This is a genomic window from Streptomyces sp. NPDC060064, from assembly GCF_042736455.1.
GTDB lineage: Bacteria > Actinomycetota > Actinomycetes > Streptomycetales > Streptomycetaceae > Streptomyces.
Genome location: NZ_JBHWWF010000004.1, coordinates 193339 through 216058, shown reverse-complemented (window position 1 = coordinate 216058; position 22720 = coordinate 193339). Strand labels below are relative to the sequence as shown.

The 22720-nt window shown below is 68.2% G+C and carries 18 protein-coding genes, 1 tRNA gene and 1 pseudogene; 10 read left to right on the top strand and 10 right to left on the bottom strand.

The genetic code is table 11. The annotated features are described in order from the left end of the window. Positions 1-43: 43 nt before the first annotated feature. From ACFWDI_RS07440 to ACFWDI_RS07420, 5 genes are all read right to left on the bottom strand, one after another. Positions 44-883: an MBL fold metallo-hydrolase gene (locus tag ACFWDI_RS07440; RefSeq protein WP_385301847.1), complete on the bottom strand. Its 840-nt coding sequence runs from the start codon at positions 881-883 to the stop codon at positions 44-46. A 268-nt stretch (positions 884-1151) separates the two neighbouring features. Further along, entirely contained in the window at positions 1152-2021 is an 870-nt protein-coding gene (locus tag ACFWDI_RS07435) for an NUDIX hydrolase (protein WP_385301846.1), read from the bottom strand. A gap of 70 nt (positions 2022-2091) precedes the next feature. Then, a complete protein-coding gene (locus tag ACFWDI_RS07430; RefSeq protein ID WP_385301845.1) occupies positions 2092-5007 on the bottom strand; it encodes a PQQ-dependent sugar dehydrogenase in 2916 nt (971 codons plus the stop codon). A gap of 471 nt (positions 5008-5478) precedes the next feature. Beyond that, the gene (locus tag ACFWDI_RS07425; RefSeq protein ID WP_362677939.1) at positions 5479-5949 is read right to left on the bottom strand and encodes a RidA family protein; all 471 of its coding nucleotides are present in this window, start codon (positions 5947-5949) and stop codon (positions 5479-5481) included. Next, positions 5946-6104: a DUF4177 domain-containing protein gene (locus ACFWDI_RS07420; RefSeq protein ID WP_003967454.1), complete on the bottom strand. Its 159-nt coding sequence runs from the start codon at positions 6102-6104 to the stop codon at positions 5946-5948. The genes ACFWDI_RS07425 and ACFWDI_RS07420 overlap by 4 nt, the downstream gene beginning before the upstream one ends. Before the next feature lie 72 nt (positions 6105-6176). On the opposite strand from ACFWDI_RS07420, the gene ACFWDI_RS07415 reads away from it, so the two are divergent. Both ACFWDI_RS07415 and ACFWDI_RS07410 read left to right on the top strand, forming a co-directional pair. Further along, complete coding sequence (locus ACFWDI_RS07415) at positions 6177-7139, top strand: ArsA family ATPase (RefSeq protein WP_385301844.1); 963 nt, start codon at positions 6177-6179, stop codon at positions 7137-7139. Further along, complete coding sequence (locus ACFWDI_RS07410) at positions 7136-8479, top strand: ArsA family ATPase (RefSeq protein WP_385301843.1); 1344 nt, start codon at positions 7136-7138, stop codon at positions 8477-8479. The genes ACFWDI_RS07415 and ACFWDI_RS07410 overlap by 4 nt, the downstream gene beginning before the upstream one ends. Before the next feature lie 25 nt (positions 8480-8504). Here the strand turns inward: ACFWDI_RS07410 and ACFWDI_RS07405 are convergent, their stop codons facing one another. Further along, a complete protein-coding gene (locus tag ACFWDI_RS07405) occupies positions 8505-8849 on the bottom strand; it encodes a WhiB family transcriptional regulator (protein WP_177149633.1) in 345 nt (114 codons plus the stop codon). Positions 8850-9243: 394 nt separating this feature from the next. Between ACFWDI_RS07405 and ACFWDI_RS07400 the strand changes: the two genes are divergently transcribed. Continuing rightward, the gene (locus ACFWDI_RS07400) at positions 9244-11478 is read left to right on the top strand and encodes a transglycosylase domain-containing protein (protein ID WP_385301841.1); all 2235 of its coding nucleotides are present in this window, start codon (positions 9244-9246) and stop codon (positions 11476-11478) included. Between the two features lie 159 nt (positions 11479-11637). Here ACFWDI_RS07400 and ACFWDI_RS07395 read toward each other — a convergent pair whose 3' ends face one another. Continuing rightward, entirely contained in the window at positions 11638-12102 is a 465-nt protein-coding gene (locus ACFWDI_RS07395; protein WP_327325146.1) for a GatB/YqeY domain-containing protein, read from the bottom strand. A gap of 157 nt (positions 12103-12259) precedes the next feature. On the opposite strand from ACFWDI_RS07395, the gene mptB reads away from it, so the two are divergent. The 4 genes from mptB to ACFWDI_RS07375 all read left to right on the top strand — a co-directional run bounded on the left by mptB (position 12260) and on the right by ACFWDI_RS07375 (position 16155). Further along, positions 12260-13690 (top strand): polyprenol phosphomannose-dependent alpha 1,6 mannosyltransferase MptB, encoded by a 1431-nt coding sequence (mptB, locus tag ACFWDI_RS07390; RefSeq protein ID WP_385301840.1) that lies wholly within the window; start codon positions 12260-12262, stop codon positions 13688-13690. Continuing rightward, positions 13687-15114 carry a glycosyltransferase 87 family protein gene (locus ACFWDI_RS07385; protein ID WP_385301839.1) on the top strand — a complete coding sequence of 476 codons (1428 nt, stop codon included), beginning with the start codon at positions 13687-13689 and terminating at the stop codon, positions 15112-15114. The genes mptB and ACFWDI_RS07385 overlap by 4 nt, the downstream gene beginning before the upstream one ends. Next, the gene (locus ACFWDI_RS07380; protein WP_362677923.1) at positions 15009-15935 is read left to right on the top strand and encodes a metallophosphoesterase; all 927 of its coding nucleotides are present in this window, start codon (positions 15009-15011) and stop codon (positions 15933-15935) included. Before ACFWDI_RS07385 ends, ACFWDI_RS07380 begins: the two co-directional genes overlap by 106 nt. A 146-nt stretch (positions 15936-16081) precedes the next feature. Next, positions 16082-16155, top strand: a tRNA-Pro gene (locus ACFWDI_RS07375). 119 nt (positions 16156-16274) lie between these two features. Here ACFWDI_RS07375 and ACFWDI_RS07370 read toward each other — a convergent pair. Continuing rightward, positions 16275-16553 (bottom strand): annotated as a pseudogene (locus ACFWDI_RS07370) (LacI family transcriptional regulator); the annotation flags it as partial. A 240-nt stretch (positions 16554-16793) separates the two neighbouring features. Here ACFWDI_RS07370 and ACFWDI_RS07365 point away from each other — a divergent pair. From ACFWDI_RS07365 to ACFWDI_RS07355, 3 genes are all read left to right on the top strand, one after another. Then, a complete protein-coding gene (locus ACFWDI_RS07365) occupies positions 16794-17066 on the top strand; it encodes a hypothetical protein (RefSeq protein WP_385301838.1) in 273 nt (90 codons plus the stop codon). 749 nt (positions 17067-17815) lie between these two features. Continuing rightward, positions 17816-18238: a hypothetical protein gene (locus ACFWDI_RS07360; protein ID WP_326653708.1), complete on the top strand. Its 423-nt coding sequence runs from the start codon at positions 17816-17818 to the stop codon at positions 18236-18238. 412 nt (positions 18239-18650) lie between these two features. After that, the gene (locus ACFWDI_RS07355) at positions 18651-19532 is read left to right on the top strand and encodes a pentapeptide repeat-containing protein (protein WP_385301837.1); all 882 of its coding nucleotides are present in this window, start codon (positions 18651-18653) and stop codon (positions 19530-19532) included. A gap of 733 nt (positions 19533-20265) precedes the next feature. Here ACFWDI_RS07355 and ACFWDI_RS07350 read toward each other — a convergent pair. Both ACFWDI_RS07350 and ACFWDI_RS07345 read right to left on the bottom strand, forming a co-directional pair. Further along, positions 20266-21156 carry an enoyl-CoA hydratase/isomerase family protein gene (locus ACFWDI_RS07350; RefSeq protein ID WP_385301836.1) on the bottom strand — a complete coding sequence of 297 codons (891 nt, stop codon included), beginning with the start codon at positions 21154-21156 and terminating at the stop codon, positions 20266-20268. A 238-nt stretch (positions 21157-21394) separates the two neighbouring features. After that, complete coding sequence (locus tag ACFWDI_RS07345) at positions 21395-22003, bottom strand: DJ-1/PfpI family protein (protein ID WP_385301835.1); 609 nt, start codon at positions 22001-22003, stop codon at positions 21395-21397. Positions 22004-22720: the final 717 nt, after the last annotated feature.

Below are 22720 nucleotides of genomic sequence, written 5' to 3'. Positions count from 1 at the left end.
CAGCCCTGTTCTCCCAGTCCTGGTTCTCCCAGTCCTGGTTCTCCTAGCCCTGTTCGATCAGGCCGTGCTCGCGCAGATACTCCAGCTGCGCCCGCACCGACAGCTCGGCGGCCGGCCAGAGCGACCTGTCCACGTCCGCGTAGACATGCGCAACCACCTCGGCCGCGGTGAGGTGACCGTTCTCGACGGCCGTCTCCACCTGGGCGAGGCGGTGCGCGCGGTGTGCCAGATAGAACTCGACCGCGCCCTGGGCGTCGTCGAGTACGGGGCCGTGGCCCGGCAGCACCGTATGCACGCCGTCGTCGACCGTGAGTGAGCGCAGCCGGCGGAGAGAGTCGAGATAGTCCCCGAGCCTCCCGTCCGGGTGCGCGACGAGAGTCGTGCCGCGCCCGAGGACCGTGTCACCGGTCAGCACCGCCCGGTCCGCGGGGAGGTGGAAGCAGAGCGAGTCGGAGGTGTGGCCGGGCGTGGGGACGACCCGCATCTCGAGCCCGCCGGTGGTGATCACGTCACCGGCGGCGAGCCCTTCGCCACCGAGCCGCAGCGCGGGGTCGAGGGCGCGGACGTGCGTACGCGTCAACTCGGCGAAGCGCCCGGCGCCCTCGGCGTGGTCGGGATGGCCGTGGGTGAGGAGGGTCAGGGCGACCCGCTTGCCCGCCTTCTCGGCGGTGGCGATGACGGCCTGGAGGTGTATGTCGTCGAGGGGCCCGGGGTCGATGACGACGGCGAGCTCGGAGTCGGGCTCGGAGACGATCCAGGTGTTGGTGCCGTCGAGGGTCATCGCGGAGGCGTTGGGTGCGAGGACATTGACGGCACGGACGGTGGCGGGCCCGGAGAGCACACCACCACGGGGCTGCCCGGGCAGCGAAGCGGCGTCGGTCATCGGGTACCTCCGGGATGGCTGACGGTTACGGCGAGCGGCTCCGCGGCGGGGCGGTACGAAGCGGGGCGGTGCGAAGCGGGGCGGTGCGAAGGGCGCCCCTGCGACAGGAGCGACTGCGCCGCACGTCCGGCGCGGCCCGCAGCCGACGCCCGCAGGCGCACATCACCACGCCGCGACACCAGCCGCGACACCCGCAACTCCACCCCACACCCGGCGCAAGGCGCCGCGTGCCTCCCGCGCACCGTCAGCCGTGCCGTACCGCCCCGTGTCACTGCGCGCCACCCCCCGTCGGAATGTGCTTCGTGAATTCGTCGTGCCCCGGCCAGCTCAGCACCAGTTCCCCGCCCTCCAGCCGCGCCCGGGCCAGGATCGGGGTCAGGTCCTGCTCCCCCGCCGCTGCCAGCGCCGAGGCCGCCGTGGCGTACGGCTGCAGCGCCCGCAGCGTGGAGACCGTCGGCGGCATCATCAGCAGGTCGCCCTTGTCGTAGCCCGCCGTCGCCTCCTGCGGGCGGATCCAGACCGCGCGGTCCGCCTCCGTCGAGGCGTTCCGTGTCCGCTGGCCCTCCGGGAGTGCCGCCACGAAGAACCATGTGTCGTACCGGCGCGGCTCGAACTCCGGAGTGATCCAGCGTGCCCACGCGCCCAGCAGGTCCGAGCGCAGCACCAGACCCCGGCGGTCCAGGAAGTCCGCGAAGGACAGGTCCCGGTCGACCAGTGCCTGGCGGTCCGCCTCCCAGTCGTCGCCCGTCGTGTCGCCGACGACCGTGTCGGGCGTCGGGCCCGCGAGCAGGACGCCCGCCTCCTCGTACGTCTCCCGCACCGCCGCGCACACAATGGCCTGGGCCTCGGCAGGACCGGTGCCCAGACGGGACGCCCAGGCCGTCAGCGCAGGGCCCGCCCACCGCACCAGGTGATCGTCGTCGCGTTCGTCCACGCCGCCGCCCGGATACACGTACGCGCCTCCGGCGAAAGCCATGGAGGCACGTCGGCGCAGCATGTGCACGGCAGGGCCGTCCACCGTGTCGCGCAGCAGCATCACGGTCGCCGCCCGCTTCGGCGTCACCGCGGTGAGCTCACCGCTCGCGAGCGCGCGAATCCGGTCCGGCCACTCCGGCGGGTACCACTGACCATTGGACATGGGCGGATGCTATGCGCATCCGCCGTGATGTTCGAGGGGCGGCCGGTGAAACGGGCCGCCCCTCGAACACTCAGGTACCGGCGTTTGAGCTACCGCGCAGCTTCACATTCGCGGTGCTCGCGTTCTTGATCGCCGTCTCGATCTGGGCCATCGTCGAGCCCGAGGTCAGCCCCGGCACGGTCGCCGCGTTCACCGCGTACAGCGTGAAGGTGTACGGGTGCGTGGAGCCGCCCGGACACGGGCCGAAGAACTGCTGCGAGTTCGCCCCACTGCCCATCGCCTTCTGCTTCGCGCCGTCCTGGCCCGGGACATTGAAGCCGGACCCCAGCGCCTCCGGAAGCGAGAGCTTCGACGCCGGTACGTCCCAGATCGCCCAGTGCAGTTTGTTTCCGTTGTTGGCGATATCGGCGAAGACGATCGCATAGCTCTTCGCCGCGGAACCTCCCGCGCCCCACGCAAGCGGCGGCGACGGGTCCTGGCCCGCAGTGCCGTCCCCTGCGCAGGTGTACTTCGCCGGGATATTGGCGTTGTCGTTGAAGGCAGTGCTGGTCAGCTTGAAATCGCCGGGCTGCGGACTGCCGCCCGAGTAGACGATGTCGATCAGCAGGACCCGGTCGTTGCCGTTGGTGCCGTCCTTGTCCGTCGACGTGGTGAGCCAGATGTCGCCGTCATGGTCGACCTCGACCGTACGAAGCCGGTCGTACGTCCCCTGGAAGTACGTCTTCTGCTCGACCAGGTTGCTGCTGGAGTCGATGCGCAGCCGGTAGACGCGCTGGCCGACGGTGGTGGCGACAAAGACATGGTCATTGATGATCGTCAGGCCACTGGGTGAGGCCTGACTGGTCGGCCAGGTCTTCTTGGGCGCGATGTAGCCGGAGCAACTGCCACTCGTGCCCTCACAGTTGGGCCAGCCGTAGTTGCCGCCCTTCTGGATGAGGTTGACCTCGTCCATATTGCTGTTGCCGAACTCCGCCTGCCAGAGCCGGCCCTGGGAGTCGAAGTCGAGACCCTGCGGGTTGCGGTGGCCGAGGCTCCAGACGGCGTTGCCGAACGGGTTGTCCGACGGGATGGTGCCGTCCGCGTTGATGCGCAGGATCTTGCCGTTGAGCGAGTTCTTGTCCTGCGCCCGGCTGCCGCTCTGTGCGTCGCCCATGGAGGCGTACAGCTTGCCGTCGGGGCCGAAGCGCAGTCGGCCACCGTTGTGGAAGCGGCTCTTCTCCATGCCCTGGAGCAGGATCTTGTAGTCGCTCAGCGCGTTGTTCTCGTACTTCATCCGCACGATGCGGTTGCCCTCGGCCGCGGTGTGGGCGAAGTAGACGTAGTGGTCGGTGTTGAAGCCGGGACTGATCTCGATTCCCAGCAGACCGCCCTCGCCGCCCGTGGTCACGGCATTGGGAACCCTGCCGATCAGCGTCTTCTGGCCGGACTTGGTCAGCTTGTAGACGTTGAAGGTGTTCCGCTCGGTGTAGACGCCGGAGCCGTCGGGCAGGAATCCCACGCCCCAGGCGACATCCACGCCGCTCGCGACGGTGGAGACCGTGCCCGGGTCGGGGACGCCGCCGGGCCGGCTGCCGCCGGTGGTGACGGTGATCTCCGGGCTGAACTCCGACTTGTTGCCCTTCAGGTCGAAGGCCCTGACCTTGAACCTGTACGCGGTGTTGGCCTTCAGGCCCGCGATGGTCGTCGAGGTGGAGTCGGAGGTTCCGGCGTTCGCGCCGTCGCGGTAGATGTCGTACCCCGTGACCTTCACATTGTCCGTGGAGGCGTTCCAGGCGAGGTCGACACTGGTCGCGGTCTTGCCGGGGAAGCGCAGATTGCCCGGAATGCTCGGCGCCTCGTTGTCCGGCGGTGCGGGCAGCGTCGCGATGGTGACGGCGTTGCTCGCGACCGAGACATTGGCGGCGGCGTCACGAGCGAAGACGGTCCAGTCGTACGACGTCTCGGGGTTGAGGTTCTCCACCGTGGCGGCGAGGGTGCCGCCGTCGACCTGCTTCATCAGCTGGCCGTGCTGGTAGATGTCGTAGCCGACGACCTTGACGTTGTCGGTGGACGCGTCCCAGGCCAGCGAGACGGTGCTCGCCGTCGGCTCCTTGTCCTTGCGCAGGTTCGCGGGCGGGGTCGGCTTCTCGGTGTCGGCCGGCCCGCTCGCGGTGACGGTGAGCTTGTCCAGGTTGGGGCCGTCGCCCGCGACCGTGGTGGCGCGGATCTTGTTGCTGCCCGCCTTGAGTGCCGCGTTGGCGGTGGCGGTCTTCCAGGTGGTCCAGGCTCCGGTGCCGGGGAACGCGAGGTCGTCGGCGACGTTGGTGCCGTTCACGGTGATGTCCAGCGGACGGCTTGCGGCGGTGCCGTTGGCGTAGCGGAAGTCCAGTTTGGCGTTGGCCGCCTGCGCGGAGTCGACGGTGAACTCCACGTACGCGCCTGTCACGGCGTTGTAGTTGACGAAGCCGGTGCCGGAGTGGCCGGCGTGGTTGGACTCGACGACGCCCTGGGAGATCGTCCCGGCTTCTGCCTCGTAGTCCGTGCCGGCCTGTCCGTCAGCGGGGGTGACGTCGATGAAGTCCAGGTTGGGGCCACCCTCGGCGGCTGCGGCGGTGGCACGAACGGTGTTGGCGCCGGCCTTGAGTGCGACCGTGGTGGTCACGGTGGACCAGGTGGTCCAGGCGCCGGTGGGCTGGAAGGCCTGGTGGGGGGCGGCGACGGCTCCGTTCACGGAGATGTCCAGCGGGCGGTTGCCGGTCGTGCCGTTGGCGAAGCCGAGCGCCAGGGTGGCGCTGCCCGCCGCCGGGGCGTCCACGGTGAACTCCACATAGCCACCGGCGACATTGGTGTAGTTGACGAAACCGGTGCCGGAGAAGCCGGTGTGGTTGGACTCGGCCACGCCCTGCGAGATCGTCGCCGTTTCGGCTTCGTACCGGACGGGCGCTGCCTTGACGGCCGCTGCCCCGGGGGCGATGGGCTGGGCATTGCTCAAGGTCGGCAGGGCCACGGTTAACGCTGCTGTGGCCGCGGCCACGAGGGCTCCGATCGCTCGGCGCGACCGGCGGGGGGTTGGTGCCACGGATCCCTCCCACTTTCGTTGGGGACGACGGGATGGAGGAGGTACACGATGTGCGGTGCGTATGCGTGACGTTCAGATGGTTAGGAAACGTTCCTAACCGTGGACAGACCACACCCGTCGACGCGTCCACGTCAAGAGAGTTGCAAGGGAATACCAAAGACGAGTGGGGCCCCGCACTCGCCGGAAGCCGGCGGGCACGGGGCCCCACACACCACTTGAACAGGCACTTCAGGCCGGACGAGCTCCACCGGGGCGCGGCCGGGCTCCGTCAAGTCCTGAACGTGCAGTCAGTCCTGGACCAGGAGCCGGTCCTGAACGAGCAGTCAGTCCCGAACGAGCAGTCAGCCCCGAGCCGGAAGTCAGCCCCGAACGGGCGAGCACTCAGTCCCGGACAAGGAGTCAGTCCTGAACGAGCTCCACCTGGATCTCGACCTCGACCGGAGCGTCCAGCGGCAGCACCGCGACACCCACCGCGCTGCGCGCGTGCACACCCTTGTCGCCGAGCACCTCGCCCAGCAGCTCGCTCGCGCCGTTGAGCACGCCGGGCTGGCCGGTGAAGTCCGCGGCCGACGCGACAAAGCCGACGACCTTCACCACTCGGGCGATCCGGTCCAGATCGCCGACGACCGACTTCACGGCCGCCAGTGCGTTCAGCGCACAGGTCCGCGCCAGCTCCTTGGCCTCCTCGGCGGTGACCTCGCCACCCACCTTGCCGGTGACCGGAAGCTTGCCCTCCACCATCGGGAGCTGGCCCGCGGTGTAAACGTACGCACCGGACACCACGGCCGGCTGGTACGCGGCCAGCGGCGGTACGACATCCGGCAGCGTCAGCCCGAGTTCGGCGAGCTTCCTGTCGACAACGCCGCTCATGCCTTCTCCCGCTTCAGATAGGCCACCAGCTGCTCGGGGTTGTTCGGCCCGGGAACGACCTGGACGAGCTCCCAGCCGTCCTCGCCCCAGGTGTCCAGAATCTGCTTGGTCGCGTGCACGAGAAGGGGCACGGTCGCGTATTCCCACTTGGTCATGGAGCCGACTGTAGTCGCACCGACGGGCAGCCTCATGCGTAGCCCACCGCCCGACTGGTTAGGCTCGAATACGTGAGCAGGCTCCAGGTCGTCAGCGGCAAGGGCGGTACCGGTAAGACAACGGTCGCCGCCGCCCTCGCGCTCGCCCTCGCGACCGAGGGAAAGCGGACTCTCCTCGTCGAGGTCGAGGGGAGGCAAGGCATCGCACAGCTCTTCGAGACAGAGGCGCTGCCGTACGAGGAGCGGAAAATCGCCGTCTCCTCCGGCGGTGGCGAGGTGTTCGCGCTGGCCATCGACGCCGAGCGGGCGCTCCTCGACTACCTCCACATGTTCTACAAACTGGGCTCGGCCGGACGCGCGCTGCAGAAGCTCGGCGCGATCGACTTCGCGACGACGGTCGCGCCGGGTGTACGGGACGTACTGCTGACTGGCAAGGCCTGCGAAGCCGTACGCCGCAAGACGAAGCAGGGCAACTACGCGTACGACTACGTGGTGATGGACGCACCACCCACCGGCCGCATCACCCGCTTTCTGAACGTCAACGACGAGGTGGCGGGGCTGGCCAAGTTCGGCCCGATACACAATCAGGCCCAGGCCGTGATGCGTGTCCTCAAGTCACCGGAGACGGCCGTCCATCTGGTGACGCTGCTGGAGGAGATGCCGGTCCAGGAGACCGCGGACGGTGTCGCCGAACTTCGCGCCGCGGGCCTCCCGGTCGGCAAGGTGATCGTGAACATGGTGCGGCCGCACATCCTCGACGAGGAGGCGGTGCGCAACGCCGCCGGCGACCGGCGCGCGGACATCGCCAAGACGCTCACGGCGGCCGGCGTCAGCGGCTCCGCGAAGCTCGTCACGCCGCTCCTGGAGCAGGCCAGGGACCATGCCCAGCGCGTCGAGCTGGAGCGCGAGCAGCGTGCCGCGCTGGACGGCCTGGAGCTGCCGTCGTACGAACTCCCCCTGCTGAGCGAGGGAGTCCACCTGGCCGGGCTCTACCAACTGGCGAAGGAACTGCGGAAGCAAGAGGCTGCCTCATGACCCTGGACGCGTCGGCCCCGCTCGAAATCGACCCGCTCATCGACAATCCGGCCACCCGCATCATCGTGTGCTGCGGCGCCGGCGGCGTCGGCAAGACGACGACCGCGGCGGCTCTCGGCCTACGAGCGGCGGAGCGCGGTCGCAAGGTGGTCGTCCTGACCATCGACCCGGCCCGCAGGCTCGCCCAGTCCATGGGCATCGACTCCCTCGACAACACCCCGCGCAGGGTCAAGGGCATCGAGGGCGGGGGTGAACTGCACGCCATGATGCTGGACATGAAGCGGACCTTCGACGAGATCGTCGAGGCGCACGCGGACGGCGAGCGGTCCCGCGCGATCCTGGAGAACCCCTTCTACCAGTCCCTGTCGGCCGGTTTCGCGGGCACGCAGGAGTACATGGCGATGGAGAAGCTGGGGCAGCTGCGCGCCCGCGACGACTGGGATCTGATCGTCGTCGACACCCCGCCGTCGCGCTCGGCCCTGGACTTCCTGGACGCGCCCAAGCGTCTCGGATCGTTCCTGGACGGCAAGTTCATCAAGCTGCTGATGGCTCCGGCGAAGATGGGCGGCCGGGCCGGGATGAAGTTCCTGAATGTCGGCATGTCGATGATGACGGGGACGCTGGGCAAGCTGCTGGGCGGTCAACTCCTGCGCGACGTACAGACCTTCGTGGCCGCGATGGACACCATGTTCGGCGGCTTCCGCACCCGCGCGGACGCGACCTATCGGCTGCTGCAGGCTCCCGGCACGGCGTTCCTGGTGGTCGCGGCACCCGAGCGGGACGCGCTGCGCGAGGCGGCGTACTTCGTGGAGCGGCTGGGGGCGGAGGAGATGCCGCTCGCCGGTCTGGTGCTCAACCGGGTCCACGGAAGCGGCGCCGCCCGGCTGTCTGCCGAGCGGGCACTTGCCGCCGCAGAAAATCTTGACGAGGGCGGCATTGTGGATCAGGAGTCCGGGAAGACTGGTGTTCGTGACGCCACGGGCGCCTCTCCCGAATCCCCGCCCGTGGAGCACGCCCCCGTGGAGCCCAGCCCCGTGCAGCACACCACCGTGGAGCACCGCCCCGAGGACCATGAAGCCCACGAAGCCGCCCATGCCTATGACGGTCAAGGGGAGCACACCACAGAGCAGCTGACCGCAGGACTGCTGCGCCTGCACGCCGAACGCATGCAGGTACTCGCACGTGAACAGCGAACGCGCGACCGCTTCACCGCGCTCCACCCCGAAGTGGCGGTGGCCCAAGTGGCCGCTCTGCCCGGCGACGTACATGATCTCGTGGGGCTTCGGGCCATCGGTGACCGACTCGCGACCGGTGGTCGCACCCCGGCCGGAGCTGCGTAACGCTCGTACGAGCTACAGCGGGTGGCTACCCCACCGCCGCATATGTCTCGTATGTCTCGTCGTCATCGAGGCCCACGGGCAGGATGCCCGCGCTGCGCTCGTATTCCGTACGCGCGGTCTCGAGCAGTCTGCGCCAGGAAGTGACCGTGGGGCGCCTGCGCAACAGTGCGCGCCGCTCCCGCTCGGTCATCCCCCCCCACACGCCGAACTCGACGCGGTTGTCGAGCGCGTCGGCCAGGCATTCGGTCCGCACCGGGCATCCGGTGCACACCGCCTTGGCCCTGTTCTGCGCTGCCCCTTGTACGAACAGTTCATCCGGATCGGTAGTGCGGCAGGCTGCCTGCGCACTCCAGTCGGTTACCCAGCCCATGCCGGCGCCGTCCTCTCCCGAATCGAGGCTCCCCCACGGCGGCAGCGGCATATTCACCGCTACCAGTTGAGGACGTTACGGAAGGTGGGCACAGCGCAACACCCCCTTCGGGCCCAATCTTGAATGGCCCGAACGGACTATGCGTACGCGGCAGATCACCCAGGGGAGTGAGCCAAGGGCATACGTGACTGTTCCGGCAAACCGGGACAGTTCAGTTGAGTCACAACGGACTTCGGATGACGCATGAGGCGGATTCGGACAGGGGCCTGCCTCATATGGATACAGCCGAAGTTCGGGGAGGCCTTGATACGAAACCGCACTGCTGTGACAGTTGTGAGCAGCTTAGGCCAAGGCATATACGCGTGTCCGGCGAATGAGAACGTAGGCTGCCCCCATGCCAAAGAACCGCCCGGGCGGAGGTCTGACCGGGACCCAGCAGGCCGCCAAGTTCCTCGGTGTCAGCGTCCTCTCCGGAGCGGTGCTGGCAGGCATCGCCCTGCCCGCAGCCGGCGCGCTGGGACTCGCGGCCAAGGGAACGGTCCAGGGATTCGACGAGATCCCCGCCAATCTCAAGACTCCGCCGCTGAGTCAGCGCACCACCATCCTCGACTCCAAGGGCGGCCAGATCGCCACGGTCTACTCGCGTGACCGCACGGTCGTGCCGCTCAAGGACATCTCGCCGTACATGCAGAAGGCGATCGTCGCGATCGAGGACTCGCGCTTCTACGAGCACGGGGCGATCGACCTCAAGGGTGTACTGCGCGCGCTCAACCGCAATGCCCAGTCGGGCGGTGTCTCCCAGGGCGCGTCCACCCTCACTCAGCAGTATGTGAAGAACGTCTTCGTCGAGGAGGCCGGCGACAACGCCGACAAGGTCGCCCAGGCCACCCAGCAGACGCTCGGCCGGAAGATCCAGGAACTCAAGTACGCGATCCAGGTCGAGGAAGAGCTCGGGAAGAAGAAGATCCTTGAGAACTACCTCAACATCACCTTCTTCGGCGAGCAGGCGTACGGCATCGAGGCGGCGTCCCAGCGCTACTTCTCCAAGTCGGCCAAGAACCTGAAGTTGGAGGAGGCGGCGATGCTCGCCGGCGTCGTCCAGTCGCCGAGCCGCTACGACCCGGTCAATGACACACAGGAGGCGACCAAGCGTCGCAACACCGTGCTGCAGCGCATGGCCCAGGTCCGCGACATCACGCAGGCGGAGGCGGACCGGGCGAAAGCCACCCCGGTCACCCTGAAGATCAGCAAGCCGAAGAACGGCTGCATCACGGCCGTCAACGGCGCGGGCTTCTTCTGCGACTACGTGCGCGAGGTGTTCCTCTCCGACCCGGTCTTCGGGAAGAACAAGGCGGACCGGGCCAAGCTCTGGAACCGGGGCGGCCTGACGATCAAGACGACGCTCGACCCGCAGGCACAGAAGTCGGCACAGGAGTCGATCAAGAGCCACGTCTACCAGACGGACAGCGTCGCCACCGCGGTGACGATGGTCCAGCCGGGCAGCGGCAAGATCATGGCCATGGGCCAGTCCCGGCCGTACGGCTTCGGCAAGACCGAGACCCAGATCAACTACTCGGTCAACAAGCAGCTGGGCGGCTCGAACTACGGCTTCCCGACGGGTTCGACGTTCAAGCCCTTCGTGGCCGCGGCCGCCATAGAGCAGGGCAAGCCGCCGACACAGGTCTACCCGGCGCCGTACAAGATGCCGTATCCGGCGGTGCAGACCTGTAGCGGAAAGCCGTGGGTCAACACGGGGAACGACCAAGTGCCGAACGAGAACAAGTCCGAGGTCGGCCCGTACGCGCTCAAGGAGGCGATGGCGAAGTCGGTCAACACGTACTTCGTGCAGATGATCGCCGACATCGGCATGTGCCCGGTCATGGAGATGACGAGCAAGATGGGCGTCGTGCAGGGCAACGGCGAAAAGCTGCCCGAGGTGCCCGCGATCTCCCTGGGATCCAAGGGCTTGTCGCCGCTGACCATGGCCACCGCGTACGCGACGTTCGCCAACCGCGGCACGTACTGCACCCCGACCGCCATCGAGTCCATCGCGACGGCCGACGGCAAGAGCCTGCAGGTACCGAAGAGCACCTGCGACAAGATCATGTCCGAGCGGACGGCCGACACGATAAACACGCTGCTGCGCGGAGTGATCGACTCCGGTACGGGTCAGCAGGCCGGTCTGCAGAGCCGCGACAACGCGGGCAAGACCGGAACCACGGACGCGCGGAGGAACGCCTGGTTCGTCGGCTACACCCCGAACCTCTCCGGCGCGGTCTGGGTCGGCAGCCCCACGCAGCAGGTGAAGATGGAGAACATCACCATCGGCGGCGTGTGGCAGCAGAAGGTCTTCGGCGGTCAGGTCCCCGGACCGATCTGGCGGGACGCGATGACCGGGGCGCTGGACGGGCAGGCCGCTCCGCCGTTCGTCACCGTGCCGATCCCGGACCCGCCGAAGGAAGACAAGGACAAGGGCAAGGGCAAGCCGGGCGGCGGCAAGCCCGGTGACAACCGTGGCCAGGGCAACGGCGGGCAGCAGCCGTGGCCCGGGATCTCGCTCCCGCCGGGTGTGATCGGCGGGAACGATCGCGGCCAGGGGAACGGCGGCGTGAACGGCGGCCGGCCGTAGCGGGTGTTTTTGAAGCGGGGCCCCGGTCGCATGCGACCGGGGCCCCTCTTTCGCGTATGTACGCGACCACGTACTCGGATCACTTGCGCGATCACGTACGCGATCAGGTACGCGATCAGGTACGCGACAGATACGCGATCAGTACGTGCGTAAGCGCGCTCAGCCCGCGAGGAGCTGCTTCACCGCCGCGGCCACCCGACCACCCTCGGCGCGACCCGCCACCTTCGGGTTCACGATCTTCATGACGGCGCCCATGGCACGCGGCCCCTCGGCACCTGCGGCCTTCGCCTCCTCGACGGCCTGCGCGACGATCGTGCGCAGCTCGTCGTCGCTCAGCTGCTTCGGCAGGTACGCGTCCAGCAGCACACCCTCCGCCTGCTCCCGCTCGGCCGACTCGGTCCGTCCGCCCTGGGCAAAGGCCTCGGCGGCCTCACGGCGCTTCTTCGCCTCCTTGGCGATCACCTTCTGCACCTCGTCGTCGGAGAGCTCGCGCGCCGTCTTGCCCGCGACCTCCTCCTTGGTGATCGCGGCGAGGGTCAGCCGGAGCGTGGAGGAGCGCAGTTCGTCGCGCGCCCTGATCGCCTCGGTGAGGTCTTCCTTCAGCTTGGACTTGAGCGTGGTCATGCCGTCCAGTGTGTCAGGTGCGGCGAGGTGCACGCCCGCGCATTTCGTGGCGGCGGGCCGCCTGACCCGGCATCCGTAATGCGGCCGACACATGGCGGCCGCTCGACGGCGATGCCGGCGTCGCTTCCCGGCCATCGCCCGTTGACAGTCTGCCCACGTGCTGGCCATCCGTGTCCCCGTCGTCGACACCCGCCGCTGCCAACTGCTGGGGCTGGTGGGCTCGGCAGCCCTTGCCGCGGGTGGCGCGACCGCCGGAGCGCTGCCCGTACGGGAGGCTCTCGCGCCGGGGTCCGGCCGGGCGGCGGTCGGCCTGGCCGCCGCGTACTTCGGGCTCGTACTGCTGGTCGCGGCCTGGGTTCTGCTGGGGCGCTCGATACGCGGTCCTGAACCACCGGGCCGCCGCACGCTGCTGCTCACGCTCGGGCTGTGGGCGGCACCGCTGATCGTGGCGCCACCGCTGTTCAGCCGGGACGTGTACAGCTATCTCGCCCAGGGCGCGATGGTCGACGCCCGGATCGATGTGTACGCGTACGGCCCCTCCCGGCTCGGCGGACCGCTGACCGACGAGGTGGCACCGCTGTGGCAGCACACCCCGACCCCGTACGGCCCGGTCTTTCTCGCCTGCGCCAAGGGGATAGCCGACTTCTCCCGTACGGAGGTGTCCACCGGCGTGTTCGGCATGCGGCTGGTCGCGCTGCTCGGGGTCGCCGCGATGGTCGTCTGCCTGCCCGCGCTGGCCCGGCACTGCGGGGCGGAGCCGGCCGCCGCGCTCTGGCTCGGGGCGCTCAACCCGCTGGTGCTGCTGCATCTCGTCGGCGGAGCCCACAACGACGCGATCATGCTCGGCCTGCTGGGCGCCGGTCTGGTCGCCGCGTTGGGCCGCTGGCCGATAATCGCCGCCGTACTGGTCACCCTCGCGGCCCTGGTGAAGGCGCCCGCCGCGCTGGGGCTGCTGGCCGTGGTCCTGCTCTGGGGCCGGCATCTCGGCGGCCGGGCGCGGCGGCTGAAGGCGGCGCTTGCGGTGCTCGGCGCGGCAGCGGCCACCACAGCGGCGGCGACCGCGCTGGCCGGCACGGGCTACGGGTGGATTGCCGCCCTGGACACCCCGGTATCGCCGCAGAACTGGTCGCTCACCTCGTCACTGGGCCGGATGACCAGCGCCCTGCTGGAGAACGCCGGCAGCGGACTGGCTCAATTCGCCGTGCCCGCCTGTCACTTGCTGGGACTCGCCGCCACCGCCACCGCCGTACTGATCGCCTGGCGGCGCCATCTGCCGCGCCCTGTCTACGCACTCGGGCTGAGCCTGACGGCGGTGGCCGTACTCGGACCCGCGATCCGGCCCTGGTACGTGTTGTGGGGGCTGTTCCTGATAGCCGCCGCCGGGCCCGACCGGCCGATGCGCCGGGCGGTCGCCATTGCCAGCGCGGTACTGGCCCTGGCCGTACTGCCCAGTGGATTCGCGCCGGACAGGGCGCAGCTCGCGCTGGCGACCGGCGGCGGGGTGCTGGCGGTGCTGACGATGTTGTGTGCGTACCGGATCACGGGACGTACCGCCGCCGGGACCGGGCCTGTCGGGAGTACGGCATGACGTGGCCGACGAGCACACGCGGACGGCTGCTGCTGGTGGTGGGGCTGGCGGCTGCCGTCGGACTCTTCCTCGCGACGGTCCCGCTGCACCGGGACTGGTTCGATCTCGGCGTCTACTACGGAGCCGTCGACAGCTGGCGACATGGCGGGCGGATCTACGACTATCTGGCACCGGGGACGCACTACGGCTTCACCTATCCGCCGTTCGCAGCAGTGTGCATGCTGCCGATGACGCTGGTCGACTGGCCGAGCGCGGTGGCGATCAGTGTGCTGCTCAATGTCGCCGCGGCGGCCGCCATCCTGTACTGGTCGGCCGGGGCCGTCGTCCGCCGGCAGGGCTGGAGCCGCTGGTTCGCCTTCGCTGTCGCGGGCTGTCTGTTCGCGCTGCTGGAACCGGTCCGCGACACGTTCAGCTTTGGGCAGGTCAATCTGCTGCTGCTGGCGCTGGTGCTCTCGGATGCCTGGCTGCTGTCGGTGGCCCGAGGGCGATTCACGGGCCGTGGCGGACTCGCGGACCGCGGCGAAGGCGGCACGGGCCACGGCGCAAGCGGCACGGGCCACGACGCAAGCGGGCGATTCACGGGCCTCGGGAGGCTGGCGGGCGTCGGGATCGGCCTCGCCGCCGCGATCAAGCTCACTCCGGCCGTCTTCATCGGCTATCTGCTGGTCACCCGGCGCTGGCGGGCCGCCGGCACCGCGGCAGCTGTCGCGAGCGGCGCCACACTGCTCGCCGTGTGGGCGGCGCCCGGCGCGTCGCGTGTGTACTGGACCGAGGCCATGTGGGACACGGACCGCGTCGGTTCGCTGGCCTATGTCTCCAACCAGTCCTGGCAGGGAGTCCTGGCGCGGCTCTCGGAACCGGCCGCCCCCAGCCGTGCGGTGTGGGCGCTCGGCGTGATTGTGCTCCTGTGCGTCTGGGCATGGCGGGCGCGCCGGGCTGCCGCAGCCGGCGACGAGCAGTCGGGCTTCGCGCTGACCGGTCTCATCGCCTGCCTCATCAGCCCGGTCACCTGGGTGCACCACCTGGTCTGGCTGCTTCCGGCCCTCGCCGTACTGATCGACGCCGGACTCCGCGCGGAGCCGGGCGACCCGAGGCGACGCCGGCTGCTGACCTGGGCCGTCGCGATCTACGTCGTGCTGTGCAGCAGCGTCGTATGGCTGTGGAGCTGGGACGCAACGGGTGTCGACGGCTTCCTGGGCAGCAACACGTACGTCTGGATCTCGCTCGGCCTGTTGCTCGCCCTCCCCGTACGGGAAGTCGCGACGGAAGCGGCCGCCCGCCAATCCCTTCCTCTCGAGAGGTCTGCGACGATGGGCGCATGCGCGCACGCTTCGGAGTACCCCTTGGAATCACGGCAGTCGGCGCGGCCGGCCTCGCCTACGCCGCCGGCTTCGAGGCCCGCTCCTTCCGGCTCCGACGGCTGACGGTGCCGGTGCTGCCGCAGGGAATGCGGCCGCTGCGAGTACTCCAGCTCTCCGACATCCACATGGTGAGCGGCCAGCGCAAGAAGCGCGCCTGGCTGCAGTCCCTCGCGGGCCTGCGCCCGGACTTCATCGTCAACACCGGCGACAACCTCTCCGACCCGGACGGCGTGCCTGAGGTCGTGGACGCGCTCGGCCCGCTGATGGAGTTCCCGGGCGTCTACGTCTTCGGCTCCAACGACTACTACGGCCCCAAGCTCCGTAACCCCGCCCGCTACCTCTTGGAGAAGGCCCAGGGCCGCCACGGCCTGAACGGCAACGCACCGGCCGTCGGCGCGGTCCACAACCCGTGGGAGGACCTGCGCGACGCGTTCGACGCGGCGGGCTGGGTGGGCCTGAGCAACACCCGCGGCCGGCTGAAGCTGGACGGCTACGAGCTGGCTTTCACCGGCCTCGACGACCCGCACATCAAGCGGGACCGCTACGAGGAGGTCGCGGGCGGCCCGGAGACGGGCGCCGATCTGTCGCTGGCCGTGGTCCACGCCCCGTATCTGCGCACGCTCGACGCTTTCACGGCCGACGGCTACCCCCTGATCCTGGCGGGCCACACGCACGGCGGGCAGCTGTGCATCCCCTTCTACGGGGCGCTGGTCACCAACTGCGACCTCGACACGGACCGGGTGAAGGGCCTCTCCACTCACCGGGCCGAAGGAAAGGTCTCGTACCTGCATGTCTCGGCGGGCTGCGGCACCAACCGCTACACACCGGTGCGGTTCGCGTGCCCACCGGAGGCGACGCTGCTGACGCTGACGGCGCGGGACTGAGGGGGCGGGTCAGCGGCGCTGGTGGAGCATCGACCGCGACGTCCGCGGGGCGTCGGCAAGGGCGTCGACGAGGGCGCGAAAACCGGATTTCGCCTCCAGGCGCGGGTGGGCTAAAGTAATCGATGTCGCCGGGACACCGGCGATATCGGGGTGTAGCGCAGCTTGGCAGCGCGCTTCGTTCGGGACGAAGAGGTCGTGGGTTCAAATCCCGCCACCCCGACAGCTGAAATACCAGGTCAGGGGCCTGATCCGCAGAGCGGGTCGGGCCCTTGAGCGGTTTCCGGGGCCTCTTGGGAGAAATCTGGGAGAAGATCTTGAAATCCCGCTCCCTGACGACACCTACCGACGCGCTCTCAGCCGCTCCTGCAAGAGGTCGTTGAGCACGGCTACCGAAGACGTGGTGCACATCGCAAGCCGCGCATAGAGCGCCGCTTCCCACTCCGCGGTGAGGTCGGCCATCAGGTCCTCGCGCATCTGCCGAGTGATGTGCGAGTAGCGCGCCTGCACCGAACCGTCGATGTGTCCCATGCGCTCATCCATCCGCTTCGGCGGAGTACAGACCTCCTCCATGCGCGTCTTGGCCGTGCGGCGCAGCCCGTGAGGTGCGAGCCCCTCCGCGGACTTCCCGCCGACCCGCAATCCACAAGGGCGCCGTCAACGTACTGAAAGGAGAACCGCAACCCGGGGAAACGCACCGGTCAGCCGGTTCCCGTACGGCGGGGATCTTGGCTGCAGCGCGTGCTCCTCGTATGGGCGAGGCGACGCCTGCGACCACGCCGCTGCTCCCCTTCGGCTGTGGCTATCCATCTCGTGCCGCTGAGAGTTGCGCGAGACGATGGAGGAAAAGGTGCATCCATCATGCGAGCACAACGCGCGAGGCGTCTCGTCGCGGTGTCCGCGGCCAGCATTCTGATGGCCGGCGGCGCTGCGATCGGCGCAGCAGGCACGGCCGCAGCAGCCCCTGCCGTGCACACTCATGTGACCACCAACTGGTGCGGCGACCGCGATGACTGGGGCGGAAACTGCTCCGACCACCGCTCCGACCACCACCGCTTCGACCGCTTCGACCACCGCTTCGACCACCACCGCTTCTTCTTCAACCACGGAGGTGTCGTGATCATCGTGCTCTAGTACGCCCTTGGACATGGCGTCGAGTCAGTGCGCGCCGCAGTGTCGCAATCGGTTCGCCGGGGTCCGTTTCACAGCTGTCCGCGCGCCGGTCCGCGCGGACAGCGAAACCTGCCCGAGTAGCCGGCAAGCGTACGGCTCCCTGATCATGCACGACCCCAAACCGGGCAGGACACCGGCCAACCCGCTACACCGACCTCATGAGCGCGGCTCTCAATCGGTGTGATCGTTCTTGTGGAGTGCAGCGCTGGCCCGAAAGCGAATACGGCCGCAACGATCGCGCTCATCGTCCGAAGCATCTGGACTGCAGCAGCAATGACGAGCGAGCCAGCGCAGGTCATCCGAGTCGAGCCAGAGGGCGACCCGCCCCTTCTCTCGCTCACTCTGCGGGTCGGTTGGATCAATGGCAGCCATAGCGGGAGATGCTAACCATGCTCCTAACGTGCCCGATCGGCTGGGGAATCACGGGGAACACCGGGCGATCACGGGCTCGGGCAGCCGAACGGCCCTCAACCAAGCCCGACCGGCTGCCGACGACCCACCGCCGCACCCGCGGCGTCATCTACATCCACGGCTGCTACTCCACCGGCGAGGACACCGGGCAGTACGGGGCTGTGTACCACCTGCTTTCGATCTGCTCGGCTTCGCCCGGCAGGCCTCAACTCACCGCCATGAAAAACAAGTTGACATTCCGATCATGAGTGCTGTGTCATCTCACCTCAATCGAACACCGGCACGACGGGAATCTCTTTATGAAGCTCAAGAGACTGGCACAGGTCGGTCTGGCCCTGGCGGCGAGCGCGATCATGGTCGCCGGGATGGAAGGTTCCGCCTCCGCGAGCGGGCTCAACGTGTCCGTCAGCAAGAGCTGGGGCACTTCGACGTTCTACCCGGACGGTGACTGGCTCTACATCACCGACCACTCCGCCGACGGCTACGCGGTGTACGGCAAGATCCAGCAGCGGGTCTGCGCCAACGTCGGCTGCGACGGGTACACCTGGCAGGACCTGCGCACTGGTTGCTACGACACCACCAGCATCGGCGACAACGGCACCGAGATCCGCCAGTGCAACTACGACATCACCGAGAACATCACTGTGCGCGTGTGCGAGGCCCGCTACAGCGGTGGCAGCCGCTACGGCGACTGGTACTGCAGCGACGAGACCAAGTCCTGATTCCGGGCAAGCTCTACGCCTACGGGGCCGGGCCGCATCGCAAAGGTGCGGCCCGGCCCTGTGAAGCCAAGCCCTGAGTGACCTCCGGGCAGGACACCAGAGGGTTGTAGAGGTCGGTATCCCGCCCATGGGCCGCACGCGATCGTGCAGGCGAACCCCTGCCCCACCTCGCCGTGTTGGCGCGACTGACCACCGCCGTGCCGTTCGAGATGAACGACGAAGGATCGCCTTCACCCGCCACTACCTCCCCGAAGATCACGCCACCCCGACGCTGTAGTACGAGGTCAGGGCCGGTTTCCTTCAGTGGAAACCGGCCCTGCTTCGTTGTGCGTGACCAACTGCGTGACTACTCCGCAGAGCACCATGGTTCGGCCACGCTTTGGCCCCGGCATGCGTGGACATGATTCGCCGCATGAAGCGCACCCTCCAGATAGCCGCCCTCGTCGTCGTCGCGGCCGGCTACATGCTCCTGATGTGGCGCGGCCCGTGGATGATCGACGGCAGCCACTTGCGCACACGTGATCTACAACCGGCCGACGGTGTGATCGTCACCGGTTTCAGGACCACCTTGGTCGCAATCGGGGCTGGAGTCATGGCCTGCTTGGGTCTGTACTACACGCACCGCTCGTTTCAGCACACGCGCGCCCGGGATCAAGAGCAGGCCGAACTCACTCGCGAAGGTCAAGTAACGGACCGATACGTTGAAGCCATCAAGCTGCTGAGTGCTGACCACCCAACCCAGCGCCTCGGCGGCATCTACAGCCTTGAACGGATCATGCGGGACTCGGAGAAGGACCACACGACGGTTGTCGCGGTGCTCGCCGGATTCATAAGGCAGCACACGCACCGACCGGAAGGCGGCACACCAGACCCCCAGCCCCTCGCCGAGGAGATCCAAGCTGCCCTTACGGTGCTGGGCAGACGCCCAGCACGGGCAGAGCCCACCAGGCTGGACCTCCGCCGCACGAACCTTCGCGGCGCGGACCTCACCAACGCCCGCCTCAGCCGCGCCCGCTTGGCCGGCTGCGACCTCGGTCAAGCTGATCTACGAGACATCAACCTGGAGAACGCTTGGCTCCCTGGGGCTGACCTGACCAACTCAGTTCTCACCAGGGCCGTTCTCAGCAGAGCCAATCTGCGAGGGGCAACCTTCAGTGGCGCCGTGATCTCCGATGCTCGGCTGCAAGACACGGACCTGCGCGGCGCCGATCTGCGCAGGGCCAAGGGGCACGACGCCAAGCAAATCGGCACGGCTCTCACCGATGCCACGACAGGCCTGCCCCCGTCGGCATGATCTCCTCCGGGCACATTGGCGCCGGACTTCTCCGCCCTGTGAAAGTGGCTGAGTGGTGGGGTTTTTGGCATCCTCCACGAGCCGTCGTCGCCCAGCCCAGCACTCCGCACAGGCGACGTCGGCACTACTACGAGGCTCTCTCACTGACCGTTGATATTCGGCGATCAGCTGCACGCGCCCCTGGGAACGCGCAAGTAGCGCAGCAATGAATGCCGGCCCAGATGTCGCGACAGAACCACAGCGTTCGACGAGCCGTGCCGGCTACGTGCCAGAACAAGAGGAGAGCAGCGGTGAGCCACGGTCACAGTGGCTCCGCGCCGACACGCCACTTGGCCATCCTTTGCCCAGGTCAGAGGCACACACAACCCAATCAACCCGGTGATTCCCAAGCTCCGGCCTCAGGCGAACGGCGACATACCGCGGCTCTCCAAGTGGGCGAGTGTGGCCTCAAGGCATGCGTCGGCGGATGCCAAGTCACGCCTAAAGAACGTCTCCCCCAAGACGCCGCCAGAGACGATCACCATCCATCGATGCCCGCGTGTGCGCTCACCATCAGCCTTGAAGACCATCGAGCACCCTCGCTCGGCCAGCCATTCCATCAGTTCTACGACGTCCACATCCGTCCCCTCCGGGGAAGATCATGCCCGTAGACCGGTGGGTATCGTCGGCCCGCAACATGCCGTACGAGGGCAACCAGGGGTGCACACTGCACCGACCTCACGACAGTTCTTCGTCAGTCGACGGCCTTCAAGTCGCCCAGGGCGTCTCCGAGGCCGAGCTCGGTGGCACCACGGGTCTGGAAGCCCTGCTTGAACAGCTCAGCCGTGCGCTGCTGCACTCCCTCGCCTCGGACGAGTTGCTGGAACAGCGCGGCGTCTGCGCGTACTTCGGCAGGAGCCGGCAGGCTGATGGCGTTGATTGCCGACTTGGCTGCGATCAGCGCATCGCGGGGGAAGCCGCTCATGCGCGCGGCGATGCCCGCGACGAACTCGTCCAGTTCGGCGTCAGGGACCGCACGATTGACCCATCCATAGCGTTCGGCGAGGTCGGCGTCGAAGTCCGACGACGTCAGCACGGCTTCAAGTGCGCGGCCCCGGCCCAGCAGACGGGTGAGGTGCTGGATCGCGCCCGCGCCGGGGGGTGTTCCGATTCCCACTTCGGGCTGGCCCAGGATGGCGTTCTCCCGGGAGGCGAAGCGCATGTCGCAGGCAAGGAGGAACTCACTGCCCGCTCCCCGGGCACGGCCGCGCAGCTTGGCGATGGTGACAGCCGGGAGCTGGCTCAGCCTGCGAAACAGCATTCCCAGTGAGGCATCGCCGGGGCCTCCGGCCTTCGCGGCCTCAGCGGTGTACTCGGGGACTTTCGTCATGTCGACGTGCGGGAAGAAGAAGTCGGCGTCCGCGCTCTCGAAGATCACCACGCGTGGGGCGGTCGGGTGTGACAGTTCCTCGAGCAATGCGACCAGGTCCCGCACGACCTCGGGACCGATGAGGTTCATCGGCGGCGCGTTGAACGTGGCGGACAGGACGTTGCCGTCCAGCCTGGTCTTGATGGTTTCGTACGAGGCGGTCATCTCGGTCTTCCTGTCATCGCTCAGCCCCTCCTTCTCGTGGACGCGGTGCACGGTGGATGGTGACCAGGCCGAAGCTGATGGCGCCGCGCCAGATCACTCGGGGCATGACAGTGACCCTTTCACCCGGGTTTGCCATGCTATGCCGCCCCCCGCCAGTGGGCTCCCTGAGTCGTCCGGACCTAGCTGGAGTCGAGCACGTGCCCGACCGGACGTCAGGGCAGACTGATCGAACTCCTCAAGCAGTGCCCACCGGCCGAAGCGGCAGCCCAGAGGGCTGATTCGCGGGGCGTCAGCGCAGTACAACCTCGCCCGCGTGGACGGCGCGCATGGCGCGCTCGACAGTCTCCTGGTTTTCGCCGACCGGAGCCACGTAGCCGATGACGTCGCGCGCGGCGTCCTCCCCGAGCATTCGGGTGATCACCCACGTGGCGAGATACTGGGACGCCAGGCAGCCGCCCGCCGTAGCGATGTTCCCCTCGGCGTGGAACGGCGCGTCCAGCACGGTGACGTCGCGGGCTTCGACAAAGGGCCGGCTCTTCATGTCCGTGCAGGCGGGCATGCCATCCAGCAACCCGAGCCGGGCGAGCACCAGCGCGCCGGAGCACTGCGCACCGATCAGCTGTCGCGAAGGGTCGAGCGACAGCCTGGAGATCAGCCGGTCGTCGGCGACTACGTCTCGTGCCTTCACCCCACTACCGATCAGCACGACGTCGGCTTCGGTCACGAACTCCATCGGGCGCTGTCCGGTTACCTCGACGCCGTTCATGGACGTGACCACCGGCGTCGGTGTCGTGATGAAGGCCTCCAAGCCGTCCTTTCGGCACCGGTTGATCAGCGCGGAGGCGATGAAGCTGTCGAGCTCGTTGAATCCGTCAAAGGTGACCACGGCTACCTGCATGGCATCTCCTCAAAGCACGGCTGGAGGTGCAGTTTCTCAGGGCGCTGTGCCCAGGTCACGGGCCAATTGGCAATCGGTGGCTCATCTGGCAGTGCTGCAGTTGCCGAAGTCGCGCCTGGACCCGTTGATACACCACTCGAAGCCCAAGGCGGAGCGCCCATCCGAGTTGCTTCGGGACGACGAGGTCGTGGGTTCGCATCCCGCCACCCCGACAGCTGAAGCACCAGGTCAGGCCCGGTTCCTTGTCAGGGAACCGGGCCTGATGCGTGGACCTGCCGAAGCATTCGCGGCCCACCGAGGTGATCGGCTGCCGTTGGCTGCTTGTGAGCGGCGTGCGATCGCTGCCGTCGGACAACGCACCCCGGCCTGCACAGCCTCCACACGCCACGTCGTACGGCACCAGTCCCTCCCCTCGTGGGGACCGGTGCCGAACCATACGGGCGGCGTCGATCCGCGCCGGTACGGCGCGGATCGAGGAAAGGCCGGACCCGTGGTCGACGCGTTAGCAGTCCGGATGGGACTGGCTCCACGGATCTCTCACACTCACCCGACGAGACCGTCGCCACCGTCTCGTAACTCCGACGGAAGATGACCGAGAACATGTGGCGTCATGAGTTGTCTCTCCGAGCGCTGAGCTGGTGGCATATCCGGGCGACGCCCGGTGATGCGCTACTGCGTCGTGATCCTGCCAGCTGTGGCTCCTACCGAGGAGGTTCC

Excerpts from the sequence above, each read along its gene's own strand:
- ACFWDI_RS07345 (WP_385301835.1), bottom strand. The coding sequence starts at position 22,003 with ATGCAGGTAGCCGTGGTCACCTTTGACGGATTCAACGAGCTCGACAGC.
- ACFWDI_RS07420 (WP_003967454.1), bottom strand. The coding sequence starts at position 6,104 with ATGACCAAGTGGGAATACGCGACCGTGCCCCTTCTCGTGCACGCGACC.
- ACFWDI_RS07425 (WP_362677939.1), bottom strand. The coding sequence starts at position 5,949 with ATGAGCGGCGTTGTCGACAGGAAGCTCGCCGAACTCGGGCTGACGCTG.
- ACFWDI_RS07405 (WP_177149633.1), bottom strand. The coding sequence starts at position 8,849 with ATGGGCTGGGTAACCGACTGGAGTGCGCAGGCAGCCTGCCGCACTACC.
- ACFWDI_RS07400 (WP_385301841.1), top strand. The coding sequence starts at position 9,244 with ATGCCAAAGAACCGCCCGGGCGGAGGTCTGACCGGGACCCAGCAGGCC.
- ACFWDI_RS07410 (WP_385301843.1), top strand. The coding sequence starts at position 7,136 with ATGACCCTGGACGCGTCGGCCCCGCTCGAAATCGACCCGCTCATCGAC.
- ACFWDI_RS07365 (WP_385301838.1), top strand. The coding sequence starts at position 16,794 with ATGCGAGCACAACGCGCGAGGCGTCTCGTCGCGGTGTCCGCGGCCAGC.
- ACFWDI_RS07435 (WP_385301846.1), bottom strand. The coding sequence starts at position 2,021 with ATGTCCAATGGTCAGTGGTACCCGCCGGAGTGGCCGGACCGGATTCGC.
- ACFWDI_RS07440 (WP_385301847.1), bottom strand. The coding sequence starts at position 883 with ATGACCGACGCCGCTTCGCTGCCCGGGCAGCCCCGTGGTGGTGTGCTC.
- ACFWDI_RS07355 (WP_385301837.1), top strand. The coding sequence starts at position 18,651 with ATGAAGCGCACCCTCCAGATAGCCGCCCTCGTCGTCGTCGCGGCCGGC.
- ACFWDI_RS07380 (WP_362677923.1), top strand. The coding sequence starts at position 15,009 with ATGCGCGCACGCTTCGGAGTACCCCTTGGAATCACGGCAGTCGGCGCG.
- ACFWDI_RS07385 (WP_385301839.1), top strand. The coding sequence starts at position 13,687 with ATGACGTGGCCGACGAGCACACGCGGACGGCTGCTGCTGGTGGTGGGG.
- ACFWDI_RS07395 (WP_327325146.1), bottom strand. The coding sequence starts at position 12,102 with ATGACCACGCTCAAGTCCAAGCTGAAGGAAGACCTCACCGAGGCGATC.
- ACFWDI_RS07360 (WP_326653708.1), top strand. The coding sequence starts at position 17,816 with ATGAAGCTCAAGAGACTGGCACAGGTCGGTCTGGCCCTGGCGGCGAGC.